General features: G+C 41.5%; 8 protein-coding genes and 3 rRNA genes. 6 read left to right on the top strand and 5 right to left on the bottom strand.

Annotated elements, in window-relative coordinates:
- Positions 1 to 341: 341 nt before the first annotated feature.
- The 3 genes from rrf to MSBRM_RS00315 form a co-directional block, all read right to left on the bottom strand.
- Positions 342 to 463, bottom strand: a 5S ribosomal RNA gene (gene rrf / locus MSBRM_RS00325).
- Between the two features lie 71 nt (positions 464 to 534).
- Positions 535 to 3,441, bottom strand: a 23S ribosomal RNA gene (locus MSBRM_RS00320).
- Between the two features lie 209 nt (positions 3,442 to 3,650).
- Positions 3,651 to 5,128: ribosomal RNA gene (locus MSBRM_RS00315) — 16S ribosomal RNA — on the bottom strand.
- The 16S, 23S and 5S rRNA genes sit together here, the layout of an rRNA operon.
- A gap of 837 nt (positions 5,129 to 5,965) precedes the next feature.
- On the opposite strand from MSBRM_RS00315, the gene MSBRM_RS00310 reads away from it, so the two are divergent.
- From MSBRM_RS00310 to MSBRM_RS00295, 4 genes are all read left to right on the top strand, one after another.
- A complete protein-coding gene (locus tag MSBRM_RS00310) occupies positions 5,966 to 7,474 on the top strand; it encodes a 2-isopropylmalate synthase (RefSeq protein ID WP_048116347.1) in 1,509 nt (502 codons plus the stop codon).
- A 150-nt stretch (positions 7,475 to 7,624) separates the two neighbouring features.
- Entirely contained in the window at positions 7,625 to 8,383 is a 759-nt protein-coding gene (locus tag MSBRM_RS00305) for a TatD family hydrolase (RefSeq protein WP_243684313.1), read from the top strand.
- A gap of 220 nt (positions 8,384 to 8,603) precedes the next feature.
- Positions 8,604 to 9,245, top strand: coding sequence for an MBL fold metallo-hydrolase (locus tag MSBRM_RS00300; protein WP_048116343.1), 642 nt, complete (start codon positions 8,604 to 8,606; stop codon positions 9,243 to 9,245).
- Positions 9,246 to 9,622: 377 nt separating this feature from the next.
- Entirely contained in the window at positions 9,623 to 11,590 is a 1,968-nt protein-coding gene (locus MSBRM_RS00295; RefSeq protein WP_048122644.1) for a YgiQ family radical SAM protein, read from the top strand.
- A 295-nt stretch (positions 11,591 to 11,885) separates the two neighbouring features.
- Here the strand turns inward: MSBRM_RS00295 and MSBRM_RS00290 are convergent, their stop codons facing one another.
- Together MSBRM_RS00290 and MSBRM_RS00285 are read right to left on the bottom strand one after the other, a co-directional pair.
- Positions 11,886 to 12,509: a DUF998 domain-containing protein gene (locus MSBRM_RS00290; protein WP_048116341.1), complete on the bottom strand. Its 624-nt coding sequence runs from the start codon at positions 12,507 to 12,509 to the stop codon at positions 11,886 to 11,888.
- A gap of 243 nt (positions 12,510 to 12,752) precedes the next feature.
- A complete protein-coding gene (locus tag MSBRM_RS00285) occupies positions 12,753 to 14,051 on the bottom strand; it encodes a hypothetical protein (RefSeq protein ID WP_048116340.1) in 1,299 nt (432 codons plus the stop codon).
- Between the two features lie 743 nt (positions 14,052 to 14,794).
- On the opposite strand from MSBRM_RS00285, the gene MSBRM_RS00280 reads away from it, so the two are divergent.
- Positions 14,795 to 16,441, top strand: a complete 1,647-nt coding sequence (locus MSBRM_RS00280; RefSeq protein ID WP_048116338.1) for a hypothetical protein — start codon at positions 14,795 to 14,797, stop codon at positions 16,439 to 16,441.
- A 453-nt stretch (positions 16,442 to 16,894) separates the two neighbouring features.
- The gene (locus MSBRM_RS00275) at positions 16,895 to 17,161 is read left to right on the top strand and encodes a DUF2683 family protein (protein ID WP_052712633.1); all 267 of its coding nucleotides are present in this window, start codon (positions 16,895 to 16,897) and stop codon (positions 17,159 to 17,161) included.
- The last annotated feature ends 17 nt before the right edge of the window (positions 17,162 to 17,178 follow it).

Raw genomic sequence — 17,178 nt, 5'->3', positions numbered from 1 at the left:
ATAAAACGAGGAACTGGAAATAGAACTTGTGAATATTTTTAGCCTTTTTTATTGCTTTCTTAAATCATTAATTCCACCGATTATGTAAGAATACAAAATATCCTACCAAATTGGCCAGCGGTCAAATGATAACAATACAAAAACATGAGCATTAAAAGAGTCAGAAAACACCTTTATTTCTTATGGAAAATGGCGAATATCTGTTTTTGTAGTCATAAAAAAGGTCTATAAAAAGTTGAATTTAATAAAAAACAATTCAAAAATGGATTGGAAAAGTGAGATAAAACCATTATGAAAAGTGGTTCAAAATAGATTATGGAAAGTAAAGTTTTATAAGGTGAGTATGGCAGCGATCCAGAGTTCCCGAAGGCTCGCACACTTCAGTACAGTAAGGAACGCGGGCAGGCTTATCTACTGTGTTCGGGATGGGTACAGGAGTTACACTGCCGCTATGGCCGCCAAACTCGACCTATAAATGGGATTGTGAAAAGAAGTCATGTACAGTGCTGCATACTGAATTTCGCCTGGACCGGATTAGGAAAGGAACGGATAGTTAGTAAACGCGGACTGAACACCTCGTTGCCTTGGTGCTTACATCCCGTTTCTATCAAACCGGTCTTCTACCGGAATCCTTAATGAGGTCTCTTTTTAGGTCAGAGTTCGAGCTTAGATGCATTCAGCTCTTATTCCTTGGCGCGTAGCTGCCCGGCTATGCCTTGTCAGACAACCGGTACACCAGTGGCGCCGCTGCTTGGTTCCTCTCGTACTAAAAGCAGCTTACCCGCAGACCTCGTGCACCTCTAGTAGATAGTAACCGACCTGTCTCACGACGGTCTAAACCCAGCTCACGATCTCCTTTAATAGGCGAACAACCTCACCCTTGGCCGCTGCTGCACGGCCAGGATGGAAAGAACCGACATCGAGGTAGCAAGCTGCCGGGTCGATATGTACTCTTGCCGGCAACGACTCAATTATCCCCGGGGTAACTTTTCTGTCATTTTTGGCCCCCACCAAGGAGGCTCAAAAGTTCGCTAGAACCGACTTTCGTCTCGTCATCCACTGCTATGCTGAATAACGTCAGGCTGACTTATGCTCTTGCACTCTTCAGCGAGTTTCCGACCCGCTTGAGTCAACCATTGCGCGCCCTTGATATCTTTTCAAGGGCGTCCCGCCCCAGGCAAACTGCCCACCTATCGGGGTCCTCTTCTCAGAGTTAGGGTCGTAGTCCCAGAAGGGTAGTGTCCCAATTGCGGCTCCACGTATGCTGGCGCATACGCTTCGATGCCTCCTACCTACTCTGTACATCCAGAACCACAACCCAGCGACAGGCTGCAGTAAAGCTCCACGGGGTCTTCACTTCCCCCTAGAGGTCTCTAGACTGTGCACTAGAATGTAAGCTTCACCGGATTCCAGTTAGGGACAGTAGGGCTCTCATTGATCCATTCATGCAAGTCGCCAATTAAGCGACAAGGTACTACGCTACCTTAAGAGGGTCATAGTTACCCCCGCTGTTTACAGGCCCTTCTTCCCGTTGAAACGGGGTTTCAGGTACCTGCACTGAGCAGGATTCAGAGATTGTACTAGCCCTTACGGGTTTGCAATCTCCTATGTTGGTATTAGACAGTTAGAGCCCCCTGGTCACTGCGACCTGCTGTCTTCACAGCAGGCACTCCTTATCCCGAAGTTACGGAGCTAATTTGCCGAATTCCCTTAACTGAAGTACTCCGACACGCCTTAGCCTTTTCAGCTAGGGGCACCAGTGTCAGATCTGGGTACGGACATTTAGCGGCCTTTTCACGGGTCCCGGGGTGCAGCCGACTTTAGCCATTACAGATTCGCCCGATTCTCGCCATTACGGCTCTCCACGGGGTTCGCTGCTTAGACGGCGCGACGACGCCGCTCGGCCTGCCCTGAGACGTCAGACGGAATGCTAAATGGTACAGGAATATTAACCTGTTTCCCTTTTGGCGTACTCGAGTTACGGTACGTCTTAGGACCGACTAACCCTCGGCTGACGATCATTGCCGAGGAAACCTGGCCCCTTCGGCGGCAGGGATTCTCACCCTGCTTTGCTGCTACTATTACCAGGATTTTCGTTTGCGAACGGTCCACAGGACTTTACAGCCCTGCTTCGGTCCGAACGCAACGCCTTCCTACGAGATTACCTTACGGTACTCCGTGGTATCGGTGGTCGACTTGAGCCCCGTCAATTTTCGGGGCCCCAAACCTCGACTGGTGAGCTGTTACGCACTCTTTAAAGGGTAGCTGCTTCTAAGCTAACCTTCCAGCTGTCTGGGGCTTGGGACGCCCTTTAGTATTAACACTTAGTCGACACTTGGGGACCTTAACCACGGGCTGGGTTGTCTCCCTTACGGACTACAAGCTTACCCCAGCAGTCCGGACTCCGACTTTCTACAATGACGGTGGGTTTGGAGTTTGACAGGCGGGCGAGGGGTTTCCCCCCCGGAACCGCTAATCAGTGCTCTACTCCACCGACGATCTCCAGTCAGGTCATGCTGCGACATGTTTTGGAAGGAACCAGCGGATGCCGGGTTAGATTAGCATTTCACTACGAGACGCAGGTCACACGAATGATTTGCAGATCAATACCGCTTGCGGTCCTCCACGTAGCTTTCGCCACGCTTCAACCTGCCCACGCCTAGATCACCCGGCTTCGGGTCTTACCCCAGTGACTCCACGCACTTGTATACGTCGTGCCTCGCTCGGAGAGCTGCGCACATGTTGCTTTCGCTTCGGCTGCCCATATAAAGGTTAGCCATTGCCACTGAGATAAACTCCCTGGCCCGTTCTTCAAAACGTAAGATACGACACTGGCAGTGACATTCGTACAACATTCTCGCGAATGTTTCCTTCATGCCAGAGTTCCTTTAATGCCGTATCGTTCCATCACTATCAGGTTTCAGGCACTTTGCACCTCCCTTCTCGGGGTACTTTTCAGCGTTCGGTCACCCTACTATTTCGCTATCGGTCTCAAGTAGTATTTAGTTTTGGAGGTTGGTGCCCCCCAGATTCCCGCACGATATCCAACGCACGGTACTCAGGGACATGTTCCGATCTTTTGGTTTACACATACGTGACTGTCACACTCTACGGTCTGCCGTTTCAGGCAAGTTCTGTTTAGCCGCCAGACGTTTGAACAGCCCTACAACACCACATTTCCCTGTGAAGGGATTCGGTTTGAACTGTACCGTTTTCACTCGCCGTTACTAACGGTATCTCGGTTGATTTCTTTTCCTGCTCCTACTGAGATGTTTCAATTCGGAGCGTTCCCGATCATTACTGATCACTATGGAGAGGTCCCATTCGGAAATCCCGGGTTCATAGGCTCCTTGCACCTACCCCGGGCTTATCGCAGCTTGGCACGTCCTTCATCAGCTCTTGAGCCGAGCCATCCACCTGATAGCATAATTCCTGTGTATCCTAACCAGGTCCAGAAAGCGTCCAGTATACAGCACTTATACATGACTTCATGTACCTGCGTGTCAACGCAGGCAATCCGTCCTTCCCCGAAAATTTACTTTCCGGGTGCATTTGATGAGTTTGAGTTGATCATTAGATTATGATCGATGATTTTAATGGTGAGGATTTTGTTCGGTTTATCGGCATCTGGGTGGTGAGTTTTTTTGCTTAGGAGGTGATCCAGCCGCAGATTCCCCTACGGCTACCTTGTTACGACTTAACCCCCCTTGCAAAGCACAGGTTCGAACACGACACGATGTTCGTGCCCTCACCCATACCTCACTCGGGTGGTTTGACGGGCGGTGTGTGCAAGGAGCAGGGACGTATTCACCGCGCTATATTGAAACGCGATTACTACGGATTCCAGCTTCACGAGGGCGAGTTACAGCCCTCGATCCGAACTAAGGATGGGTTTGTGAGATTACCAGCCCTTTTCAGGGGAGGGACCCATTGTCCCATTCATTGTAGCCCGCGTGTAGCCCGGGAAATTCGGGGCATACTGACCTACCGTGGCCCGCACCTTCCTCCGATTTAACACCGGCGGTCCCCACAGAGTACCCATCATCCCGGAGGATATGCTGGTAACAGTGGGCACGGGTCTCGCTCGTTGCCTGACTTAACAGGATGCTTCACAGTACGAACTGGCGACGGCCATGCACCTCCTCTCAGCGATTCAGGTAAGGTCTTCAGCCTGACCTACATATTGCTGTCGTCCCCGGTGAGTTGTCCGGCGTTGAGTCCAATTAAACCGCAGGCTCCACCCGTTGTTGTGCTCCCCCGCCAATTCCTTTAAGTTTCAGCCTTGCGGCCGTACTTCCCAGGTGGCTCGCTTCACGGCTTCCCTGCGGCACCAGACACGGTCGCGCCATGCCTGACACCTAGCGAGCATCGTTTACGGCTGGGACTACCCGGGTATCTAATCCGGTTCGTGCCCCCAGCTTTCGTCCCTCACCGTCGAACCCGTTCTGGTAAGACGCCTTCGCCACAGGTGGTCCCACAGGGATTACAAGATTTCACTCCTACCCCTGTAGTACCTCTTACCTCTCCCGGTTCCAAGTCTGGCAGTATCCCCCGAAAGCCTAATAGTTGAGCTATCAGATTTCCCGGAGGACTGACCAAACCGGCTACGGACCCTTTAGACCCAATAATCACGATCACCACTCGGGCCGCCGGTGTTACCGCGGCGGCTGGCACCGGTCTTGCCCGGCCCTTGCTAACAGGTGTAGTTTACACACCTGGACAGCCAGCATATGATGCTAGCACTCGGTGTCCCCTTATCACGGTTTCCCGCATTGTAAAGTTTTCGCGCCTGCTGCGCCCCGTAGGGCCTGGATTCATGTCTCAGAATCCATCTCCGGGCTCTTGCTCTCACAACCCGTACCCGTTGTAGGCTAGTAGGTACATTACACCCACTACTACCTGATAGGCCGCAGACCCATCCTTGGGCGGACGAATCCATTTTACGCATAAAGCATTCCAGCATATATGCGTTATCCGGAATTATCCCCAGTTTCCCGGGGTTATGCCAGACCCAAGGGCAGGTTATCCACGTGTTACTGAGCAGTACGCCATGTTCACGAAGAACATATGACTCGCATGGCTTAGGCGAACACCGATAGCAGTAACCTCTGGCAGGATCAACCAGAATTGTTAATGTATCGCACACTTTAAAATTAAAGGTCTTGGTCGCAGAAACTTGCACTAACAACTATCAATTCAGTTATTTTCGTTTCGCGATGATATGTTATGAAAAACTCTCACCGCCCAGAATTAACCGAACCGACAAAATCCTCGTCAGACAGGAAAAAACTCCTGACTCCATTAAAAGATGAAAGAGATTTGTGATTTTTATACCTACGCAATCAGTTTGCGCAGGGACATATACAAGGTATTTCTTGTATATAAAGCTTTGTGTTATTTACCTCGACACAATCACATTGTGAGAGGGAGGTATACAAGGAATTTCTTATATATAAAGCTTTGTATTGTTTTCCTCAGAACATTTGATATGTACGGGGAAGTTATCCAACACATTGATTATATATAAAACTTCTCCTGCAAAGGAGATTGAACAATTTTGAAAGAGGGAAATGAGAAGAGTTAAAAGGTTTCAAAAGAGTTGTACTTTCGAATCCTTAACTTTATCCGTTTTTATGAGCCATTGTTTCAGAAAAACAATGTCTACAGGCACCTTTGGTTTCCATATTTCAGGTTCGTTTTTCCGGCACCTTTAAATTCCGTTTTTCAAGTCCCGTTTTTCAAGTTTCGTTTTTCATCCTCATAGATGTCGTGTTACACCTTGAGAAGCAACCCTAGAATGGGGCATCTAGTATAAATAAGTTTCTGTCGAAAAATAAAAAAACAAAACTTAAGTTTAAATATAAAAGAACTCTCGTGAGATTTATATACTAGAAATCTACATTCAACTAGATGATTACTATGAATGTAAGAACTGAAAGAAGGGATCGATTTTTACATCGAACCTATGAGGAATAAAAAGGTAACTGTTTTTGACACAACACTGCGTGACGGAGAACAAACCCCTGGTGTATCTCTAACTTCTGCCCAGAAGCTGGAAATTGCCCGTCAACTTGACAAACTCGGGGTAGACATTATAGAAGCTGGGTTTCCAATCTCATCAGAAGGAGATAAAGAATCCGTAAAATCTATTTCTCATGCCGGACTGGATCTTGAGGTTTGTGGACTTGCCCGTGTATTGAAAAAAGATATTGATGCCTGTTTTGACAGTGATGTAGGACTTGTGCATACTTTCGTCCCTACTTCTGAAGTACAGCGGACATATACCATCAGAAAAAGCCAGGAAGAAGTAATTCAAATGGCTGTGGAGGCTGTCCAGTACATTAAAGATAATGGGAGAAGATGCATGTTTTCTGCGATGGACGCTACGAGAACCGAACCTGAATATCTCATAGAGGTTTTCAAAGCAGTGCAGGAAGCAGGATGCGATATCATTAACGTACCAGACACCGTAGGCGTTATGGTTCCATCAGCAATGTACAGGCAGATAAAGGATATCGCGGCTGAAATAACGATTCCTATTGATGTACATTGCCATAACGATTTTGGGCTTGCTGTAGCAAACAGCCTTATGGCAGTCGAAGCAGGTGCATCCCAGGTTCAGGTTACAATAAATGGAATAGGTGAAAGAGCAGGAAACGCCGATCTTTCCCAGACAGTCATGAGTCTGACCTCAATCTACGGGGCAAAAACAAATATTCACACTGAGTATCTTGTAGAAACCTCGAAAATGGTTGAAAACTACACAGGAATCAGGCTGCCTCCAAATACACCTGTCGTAGGCCAAAATGCCTTCTCCCATGAGTCCGGAATCCACAGCCAGGGAGTACTCGAAAAATCCGATACTTTCGAGCCCGGGATAATGACACCGGAAATGGTAGGACACAAACGACGTATTGTCCTTGGTAAGCATACAGGTAAACATGCAGTCAAGCAGTCTCTTGAATCTGCAGGCATAATCAGCAATGACAAGCAGCTTGATGAAATTGTATCCAGAATTAAGGATATTGCAAATAAGGGAAAGCACATTACAGATGCGGACCTTTATGCTGTTGCCTCTGCCGTGCTTGGGAAAGCAAGTTCGGAAGACGAACTGATTAAACTCAAAGAAGTTTCTGTAATGACAGGAAATATCCTGACACCGACTGCAGTAGTCAAAGCAGATATCCAAGGTAAAGAAACCATTGCAGCAAAGACAGGCGTTGGCCCTGTAGATGCCGCCCTCAAAGCAGTAAGAGATATCCTGGGAGAAAGTAACCACTTCAGACTCCAGGAATTCAGGATCGATGCAATTACAGGCGGAGCAGATGCCCTTGCAGATGTATACATAGGTCTCGAAAATGAAAAGGGCAGAGTTGTAACTGCAAGGTCTGCAAACCCGGACATAGTTATGGCCTCTGTAGAAGCCCTTGTAAATGCTATGAACCTGCTGTATAAGAGAGAAACAGAACGCTAAAATTGAAGACTTGGGCTGGCCAAACAACTGGCGGGCTCAGGTGCCATAATTAAAAAACAAAAAACCGGATAAGAGCTACATACTCATTTTTGGGTTTGTATTCCATAGTTAGTATAAAAAGTAAAATAAAATGAGATGGAATACAGATCCATGCCTTATCCAATTATTGATTCCCACTGTCATCTTGATTTTCCTAAATTCAACCGCGATAGGGAAGAGACTATTCTACGAGCCAGAGAGGCAGGAGTTGTCGGAATGGTCAACTCCGGAATTTCCCTTAAAGGCAACCGTATTAGCCTTGAACTTGCAGAAAAGAATGAAGATATTTATGTCGCGCTTGGCCTGAGTCCTGATATTGGCAGAGGAGGCGAGGATAAAGAGATAAATGCTATTCTTGCCCAGATTGAAGAAAATGCAGAAAAAGCAGTTGGAATCGGAGAAGCAGGTCTGGATTTTCAGGACTGCAAAACAAACGAGGAACGTGAGAGGCAGACTGCTGCATTCAAAAAGGTAATTGAGCTTGCAAAAGATCTGGACAAACCTCTTATAGTGCACGCCCGGCAGGCTGAAGCGGAAGTGCTGAAACTTGTCAAAGGCGTGAATACGGTAATCTACCACTGCTATAGCGGCCCTGTTGAGACCATGCGGGAAATTGTGGATATGGGATACTATATTTCCCTGGCAACTCTTGTCTGCTTCTCCGAACATCACCAGACTCTTGCAGAAGCTGTTCCGCTTGAAAACTTGCTTCTGGAAACCGATAGTCCATTCCTTTCTCCCCGCAAAGGCAGAAATGAGCCTGCCTTCATAGTAGACTCTGTTCCTGTAGTAGCGCAACTTAAGGATATGGAGCCAGCAGAAATCGCAAAATCGACTACTGAAAATGCGCGCCGAGCTTTTAGTATCTAAATTTTCAAACATTAATTCCCAGACATTAATTCTTAGACATTAATTTCCAGACATTAATTCCAGACATTAATTCTTAGACATTAATTCCAGACATTAATTCTCAGACATATTAAAAGCAAAGAGTAAACAGTAAGGAAAGTGTAAGAAAGAGAAGTAACACAGAAAGTGCAGGAAAGGGAAGCAAGGAAAAAAGGAAAAGAGAAGTGAAAGAGGAAGAACTATGGAAGTCCGGTATATTTGCCCTACAGCTTACGATTCCAGTGTCTATCTGGTAAATGGGAAAGTGCTGATCGACACAGGAATGAACAGCGACCTGATTATCAAGCAACTAGAGAAATATATAAAGCTAACCGACATTGAATTAATAGTCCTGACACATTGCCATTATGATCATGCCGCAGCAGCCGCAGTTATTGCCGAAAGAAGCGGTGCAAAAGTCGGAATACATAAAGCTGACCTGGAGGGCATAAATGATGACTACCTCAGCGTGGCCGTGATTTTTGGGGAGCGGGCTCCTGAAGTCAGGCCCACAATTACATATGAAGAAGGAGATAAAATTGACATCGGAAATGGAGAATACCTGGAAGTAATCCATACGCCGGGTCACTCAAAAGGAAGTATCTGCCTCTATGAGCCTGTCTCAAAAAGTCTTTTCTCCGGAGACACTGTATTTCCAGGCGGGGGTTCCGGAAGAACGGACTTTGAGGGCTCTGTGCCTGAAAAGATGGCTAGCTCAATAGAAAAGCTCACAAAACTGGATGTAAAAAACCTGTACCCTGGACACGGAGCTCCTACGGATAGAGATGGAAATAATCAGATTATGGCTTCCTACAGAATGTTAAAAATGATGATGGGCGAATAAAAGCACGAGAAAAAGGAGCCTTAAAGCAAGTTATGGCCAAAGATACAGCGATTTCAAAAAAGAATAAAAACTTAAGCCCTGAAAAGCCGAATAAAGAAAAAACGAGCAGAAAAACCGGTTCTTTTGTTCCAAAAAAAGCTGAATTAAGACAAAAAACGCAAGATGGAGTGGAACTCAGGGTAAAATCAGGGATAAAACCTGAAAAAACCAAAGAAAAAAAAGCCGAAGGGAAAAAAACCGAAGGAAAGCTCTCAAAAGTCAATTTCCCAACAGAAGAGAGAAGAAAAACCGGGAAAAGATCTAAAACTAAACACAGGAAGAAAGAAAGAAAAGAAAAATCCGTTTCTTCCCGCATACCTGCATCGAAATTTCTTCCAATGAGCCTTGAAGAAGTAAAAGCTCGCGGCTGGGAAGAGCTTGATATTATTCTGATTTCTGGGGACGCCTATGTAGACCATTCCAGTTTTGGCACGGCAATAATAGGAAGAGTTCTTGAAGATGCCGGTTTTAGAGTAGGAGTGATCGCCCAACCGCGCTGGGATAGCCCTGAAGATTTCAAAAAACTTGGAAAACCCAGACTATTTTTTTCCGTAAGTGCAGGAAATACAGACTCTATGGTCAGCAACCTGACCCCAGGCCTGAAACCGCGAAATAAGGATGCTTATTCCCCTGGAGGAAAAACAGGGCTTCGTCCTAACCGCTCCGTGATAATTTACTCGAACAGGATAAAAGAGGCTTTCCCTGAAGTGCCTATAGTAATGGGAGGTATTGAAGCTTCCTTACGTCGCTTTGCCCATTATGATTATCTTTCAGATAAGGTCAGGCAATCCATTCTGGCTGACGCGCCTGCTGACCTCATAGTCTACGGTATGGGAGAGCTTCAGATCGTAGAAATTGCAAAAAGACTGCAAGCCGGGGAAGATATCAGAAATATTAGAGATATCCCCGGCACAGTATGGAAGATGGAAGTTAAAGCCTGGAAGGAGCTCAAAGAAAGAGCGGAAAAGTCAGATAATAGGTCGAATAAAAAAGAACAGGAAAAATCAGAAAAGGAAGTACTGAAAAAGGAAAAATCGGAACAGGGAATACCGGAAAAGGAAAAATTGGAACAAGAAGTACTGGAAAAGGAAAAGTCAGGACAAGAAGACGAAAAAATAGCTGAGGACGCAACCACATTTTTAAAGCAATATCTCGAAATTCCTTCCTTTTCAGAGGTTTCTCAGGATAAAACAGCTTTTGCAAAGGCTTTTCGTATATATTTCGCGGAACAGAATCCTGTTACTGGAAAAGGGGTTATTCAGCCTCACCCGAAAACCGTAATCGTGCAGAACAGGCCAATGCGCCTTCTTACAGAGGCTGAAATGGACCATGTGTACGAACTGCCGTTCACTGGTGAAACCCATCCTTCCTATACCGAACCCGTTCCTGCCCTGGAAATGGTAAAATTCTCCCTTACAACGCACAGAGGCTGTTTCGGAGGTTGTGCTTTCTGTGCAATTACAGAACACCAGGGGCGCATGATTGCAAGCCGCAGTATCGAATCTGTCCTGCGTGAAGCAAAAAAGCTGACGGAAAAACCTGATTTCAAGGGCATTATAAATGGAGTTGGTGGCCCAAGCGCAAATATGTATGGCATGGAGTGTAAAACATGGGAAAAAAAAGGAGCCTGCTTGGACAAGTCCTGCCTTTATCCTCGCATTTGCCCTGCTCTGGATACCAGCCACAAAAAGCTGCTCGAACTCTTACGCCGCCTGCGCGAACTTCCAGGAGTTAAGCATGTCTTTACAGGCTACGGGGTACGTTATGACCTGGCTCTTAAGGATGAAGAGTACCTCGGAGAACTTTGCGCTTACCATATTAGCGGACAATTACGAATCGCACCTGAACACTTTTCGAGGCAGGTCACAAATGTAATGTGCAAGCCAGGCAGGGAAGTCTACGAGAAATTTACCCAGAAATTTACAGAGCTCAACCGAAAGTGCGGCAAAGAACAGTACATTGTAAACTACCTGATGTCAGGGCATCCGGGCTGTACCCTTGAAGATATGATAGAGATGGCGGAGTATGTGCGGGACCATGGAGGCTATACCGAACAAGTACAGGACTTTACCCCAACACCTATGACCGTATCGACATGCATGTATTATACAGGACTGGACCCATTCACAGGCAAAAAAGTATACGTTGCAAGAGGCAAGAAAGAAAAAGCGATGCAACGAGCCCTTATGCACTACAGGAACCCTGCAAATTACGAGCTTGTATATGAAGCTCTGGAGAAGGCAGGAAGACTTGACCTCATAGGTAATGCCCATAAGTGTTTGATAAGAAGAAAAAGTAAGCGGTAAAGGTGAAGATGTTCGTATAGAAATTAGAGTGATCAATGGTAGCCTACTGAAGGTTCTGTGAATTCTAGTGTGTGATGCATAGGCTTTGTTGCAAAAACTGTGTAAAAATATCCATTAATTCTGCCTATGCGTTTCTTACTATTTTTTACGTTTGATGATAAACAGATGGAAATAGGCATATTTCCATAAACAATGGAACAATCGAGAAAACAAACACATAGGTGTTTGTGGAATATTGTTCGATTGTGTACTACCAATTGTGAAAGTTAAGAGATCATAACACTTTTGAATAGGTCTAAATCATTGGTTTTTCTAACTTTAATGTATTATATCCAATTAACCCTATCCAGAGTAATCCACTAAGTACTGCTAACCATTCTAAAATTGGTATATGAAATCCAATTATAACAGTGAACATGAATATAAAATTTATAAAAATTGATACAAAGGTATAGTACCAGATCCATTTTATGTAGCTTGGATGACTTTTTAGTGTAATATTTACAATTATTAAAAACACAAACAGTAGTATAAAGTATATTGATGCCCACACATAATGTACTCTACCATAATCTTCTGAAAATATACCTACCATAATAAGAGCAAATGCCATTAAGAACTCACAATATTGTGATAAAAGGATTAGATAATTTTGTTTACGATTAGTAATTTTCCATTTTGCCAGTCCGATGGCCGATATTATAATAGCAATTCCTGTTAAAATACATCCAATGTCAAAATAGATATAGCCAGTTGGATTTTTAGTTGAATTTCCTAAATCGCTTATCCAATTATTTAATATTGAATATGAACCATTGTACAATTGTGACGAAGCATATAAACTTATGAGAAAAATCAAGATAGCTAAAAAGCTCCCTACACTAGTTAAAGGCATTTTTTTCAGATTCAAAAGTTTCATTAAAATCACATTTTAAATATAATCAACTCGCTTTTAAATGGGATATCGCATTAAGAGCCTATCCGAAAAGTTATTACCTGCTATAACTTTTACAGCATGCAATATGCACAACTGGAATAGATACTCTGATATTACAGCTCCATTATTTAAATTAGTAAGGATTTATACAGTTGACCCCAGAATAAGCTTCATGAACATCAAACAATCAACTATAAATTGTAGACTCTTTATGCCTCTTTTGTACTAAAAATAATGTAAATTTTGAATTATTGGAGCTAATATCTCGATAAAACTCATAATAGGTATAATATATGCCATGAAAAGTTGTCCCAGAATTTTCATGTTGAATGGCCATATGGGAAGTTTTTTTGTCTGTGTGTAAATAATTTTTTTCTTCTCTATATCGTTATAGATGATTTCAAACTCTTTCTGTTCAATCTTTTCCATGTCATGCAGTAGCCTAGATTCACTGAGGTGAATTGTGTCTCCAATGTCATATAGTCGTTCTTGTTTACTGATTCTCCAACAATTCATTTCCCGATGCACTTTCCATAAAGGTCGGACGAAACAAAACACAATTGGAAGAATACTTAACGAGAATAATAATATTAAAAACTCATAAGTGTAGTAATTTGGCATATCGGGATAAGGACTTGGAAAATTATCCAGATTTCCCATTAACAACCAGATACTAAGATAAATTGAAGGTAAAGAGGCAATAGTACAATTCCATAGGCAGAGATTACCAAGAGGTGAGAGCCCACCTGACATGTCTTGATGTCCGAGTTTCGGTTCAAATTGGAATTTGTCTACAAGTTTATCAATAGATGTGGAGGCGACATACATCCTCCAAATCATAAGTCCTAACATAAAGGCAATTAAGGAAACTGGCAATTCATTTAAGAAATGCCAATTCTGCTGAATGAAGTATTGCCAAAAATCTTTCTGATTCCAATCATCAGTTAGGGAGTAATTTCCCAGCACAGGAAAATTATTCAAAGTTCTTAAGGGATTCCAGAGAAACGTCAGCAAGAATAAAATTATACCGAAGAGCCATTGCCAAGAATTATTTAATCTTTTTTGTATTTCATATATAAATTGGAGATATCTTTCCTCAAGCTGTATGTTCTTTGAATCTATTACTATGGACTCCTCGATATTCATATCACTGGAAGTGGGTCCGTAAATAAATGCACCTGTAATGATTTTTCGACACCATAATTCAATAAAAAACTTAGGTATTTTTTTTATAAATAAGCTTTGGAATATGAGACTTGTGCCAGCCACACAATAACCCGATATAATAATTGGCAACCAAGAAATAATTACCTCATCACTAAAAAAGTTTAACTTATTCATAGTAAGAAGTAGAACCATTATGAAAATACTCAGCCATGCGACCCAAGGCAGAAGACAACACACAATGGGATTTTGGATCGCTTTGAAATTTTCAGAAATAAATTTGTTAGAATGTGTACCTTTTTTACTTTTTACTCCACGTACATCTTTACACTCTATACCTGAAGCCAAAAGTATTGTCATTGTAAAACACCTTTACTTTCATTAATTGAACCTTAGCAGTTATTAAAAAATTGCTTATTGATTATGCATCGTTGAAATAAAAACATGTGATCATTCTGGTCATAAAGTCAAGATTTTTACAGCTAAATTATTAATACTCTATCTTTGCTCATATGCATAAATCGCTAGAATATTAGTAATCAAATCCTCATTTTTAATGGTAAGTGCTTTAAATTATTAATCTTTTCTATTTTAGCAGCATTGTTATGAAGTTCTGAGGGTCCTTAAAAATTGGTTCGTTTTTAAGGATTAATAAGTTTTATTTTTGAAATCAAGTATTGTTCTGTTGTTCCCCAGAGTAAAATACACTTGTAAACTAATTTTTTATATTTAAAGTAAATCTATGCTCTTAATTCCCGATTTAAATACTAATTAGTCCGTTTTATAAGGTGAAATTGTGTATAAAGGAAAAATGTGATCGAATGCCATAATTATAAATAAATGTAGTTTATTAATAAAGCTTAATTTTAGTTATTATTTTAAAATTTTGATTTTTAAGATGTATTTTTATTTGAGGAACTTTAATTATATGTATATAGACTGAAATAAGCATTTTAGCATCTTTATTTAGGCACTTATTTTGAAGGACCCTAAATTTATAGGTTCAACAGTAGCTGGAAAAATTTCTTAGCACCCGTAGATTTGACAGTACCTAAATTCAAAAAATTTATTAATCGAGACCTTTTTTTAAAAATGGTGAGATAGTGCTCGAAATAAATAACAGTGATTTAGAATGGGAAGTTCTTCAAGAACCACTTATAATCGAAGAAATAATTCCAAACGAATGTATACCAAAAAATTCTGTACGTATAGTAGTAGATAGAACTGATTCTTACCAGATACAAGCCGTTTTAACAGCCATCGAAGAACGCGGACCATTGACGGCAGAAACAAACATAAAATGCTATACACATTTCTATGAAACATCCCCTGGAGAACACATAGAACCGTTTGATATAGAAGGGAGAGATCAATATGGTTCAAAAGTAGAATTAAAAAAATGCTATGTAACTAATATACGTTCTGAAGAAAATTATAGAGAAAATTTGAAAAAAGTGGTAACATTCAACATTATAGTATATGAAATAAATATCGATAAAAATAGTGGTTATGATGCATCTTGCTTATCAGAATGGTACTTAAACGGACCAGGTAAAGAAGTATTTTTTCCAAGAGAGACTTTAAGAATACTAAAAAAAGATTCTGATAAAATAGAAGAGAGAAAAAGAGTTCCGATTGACATCACACTTGATAAAGCCATACAATTAAGCGTTCAAAACATTGGGTCTTCAGAGATGGGTCGTGACTTTATACTTGTAACCTTAGATGATATAAAATTTATAATTGCAACAGTACCAAGCCATTTTGGTCCTAAATGGTCAAGAAATATATGTATAGAATATAGAAAGGAATTTGGTTTAATTCCTGACAGAGAAAAAAGAGAAGCTATTAGTGAAATAGTTAGCTTTGTGTTAGGCACACAACTTTTGAATGTTGGATTTACAGAGTATGATAATGAAGGTCAGACGTTGGCGTATTTCGCGCAGCCTTCATGGGGAAAGGCATATTCAAGATCAGTCTGTGAAAATATACCGCTGTCACCATTTAAGTTAGGAATTAAGAGTGCTATAATTAATGAAGGGAAAATTGAAGAACTAATGTGTGATCTTGTTCCTAAATATTTAAATAAAAGAGACAAACTGGGGCTGAAAGAAGCTTTATGGAGATATTGGATATCAAGAGACAACCCCCTTGGAACAAATCTTCCAGTTCTTTCCAGTTCTCTAGAACTTATAATGCATAATTGGTTCAAGAGTGAAAATTCAAAAAGTAATGGATTCTGGATACCAAATGGAGATTTCGAAGATATGATTAAGGAAAGTTTAAGCGTTGCTGAAAAAAAGATTGACGAGTACATAGAAAATAAGATCAAAAGTTTAGAAAACAGCGATTCATTAGAAGCTCAAGAAATTGAAGAGCTGAAAAAGACAATAATGAATAATATATGTCATTCAAATGGAATGTCTATATCTAAGCAATATCTAGCCTTTTTTAAAGAAATTGGACTTGAAAGTGGGCCAGTTGAAAAAAAAGCAATAAATGCTAGGCATGCTATGGCACATGGCAATAAGATGGACATTAAAGAATTTGAAAAGATGGAAAGGTGTACTCGTGCTTATCAAACACTTTTTCATAGAGTGTTCTTAAAAGTTTTAGGATATGAAGGAAGGCATGTCGATAGATCGGTAATTGGATTCCCAGAAAAAAATATAAATTTACCATTAGGAAAAACAAACAAGCTGAATGCAGAAATTCTTGCTTTAATTTCTAAAAATAAGGTTATTTCATAAATCAAAAGATGGTAATGTCACGAATTTGCTGTAAATTCGAAGTCAAATTTTTGTATACTCTGGTAAAAATTGAGCTTCTGATATGAAATCTTCTACCAAACTACTTTATGAGATTTGTTATTTTACAGAAAATTATGCACACTGCCAAATCAAGCAGTATATCTAAAGTTCTATAAATTTTATAAAACTAGTATTTCTTCATTGGTCATCGGTTAAGGAATTTTCTTGCCTGAAAACTATCGATTTTGCATTAGAAGCTAGCCTTAAATTTTGGCCTATTTACATGAAATCGAGACTCTGTTCCAGCTTCTTATTTATAAAATATTTGACAAATATTGTGGAAATTGACGTAATTTGTCATGAGTCCTCACTTAACCGAAGACTCATGAGTATTTTTCGACTTCACAGAAAGATAGTTTTATATTTAGCGTGTGCATATGATGTGCATGAGGAATGCATATAATACAAGCTAGAGTTAAACTATCAGACAGGACAAACCAGGTTCTGAATATTGTTAAAGCCAAATATAACCTAAAAGATAAGAGTGCAGCTCTTGACTTAGTTGTAGCTCAGTATGAAGAGAAAATACTTGAGTCTCAATACAGGCCTGAGTTCATAAAAGAAATGCTTGATTCAGAGAATGACGAAGTGATTGGGCCATTTGAAAATGCCAATGAACTAAAAGCATACATCGAAAGCTTGCCTGATGAGGATGAGTAAGCTTTTACAAATTATTA

The organism is Methanosarcina barkeri MS (assembly GCF_000970025.1).
In the GTDB taxonomy this organism is placed as follows: domain Archaea; phylum Halobacteriota; class Methanosarcinia; order Methanosarcinales; family Methanosarcinaceae; genus Methanosarcina; species Methanosarcina barkeri.
The sequence above is the reverse complement of the archived record's forward strand: the minus strand, read 5'-3'. Positions and strand labels throughout refer to the sequence as shown.

What these genes read in the sequence shown, in the direction of transcription:
- MSBRM_RS00310 (WP_048116347.1), top strand. Translation starts at nt 5,966, where the DNA reads ATGAGGAATAAAAAGGTAACTGTTTTTGACACAACACTGCGTGACGGA.
- MSBRM_RS00305 (WP_243684313.1), top strand. Translation starts at nt 7,625, where the DNA reads ATGCCTTATCCAATTATTGATTCCCACTGTCATCTTGATTTTCCTAAA.
- MSBRM_RS00300 (WP_048116343.1), top strand. Translation starts at nt 8,604, where the DNA reads ATGGAAGTCCGGTATATTTGCCCTACAGCTTACGATTCCAGTGTCTAT.
- MSBRM_RS00295 (WP_048122644.1), top strand. Translation starts at nt 9,623, where the DNA reads ATGAGCCTTGAAGAAGTAAAAGCTCGCGGCTGGGAAGAGCTTGATATT.
- MSBRM_RS00290 (WP_048116341.1), bottom strand. Translation starts at nt 12,509, where the DNA reads ATGAAACTTTTGAATCTGAAAAAAATGCCTTTAACTAGTGTAGGGAGC.
- MSBRM_RS00285 (WP_048116340.1), bottom strand. Translation starts at nt 14,051, where the DNA reads ATGACAATACTTTTGGCTTCAGGTATAGAGTGTAAAGATGTACGTGGA.
- MSBRM_RS00275 (WP_052712633.1), top strand. Translation starts at nt 16,895, where the DNA reads ATGCATATAATACAAGCTAGAGTTAAACTATCAGACAGGACAAACCAG.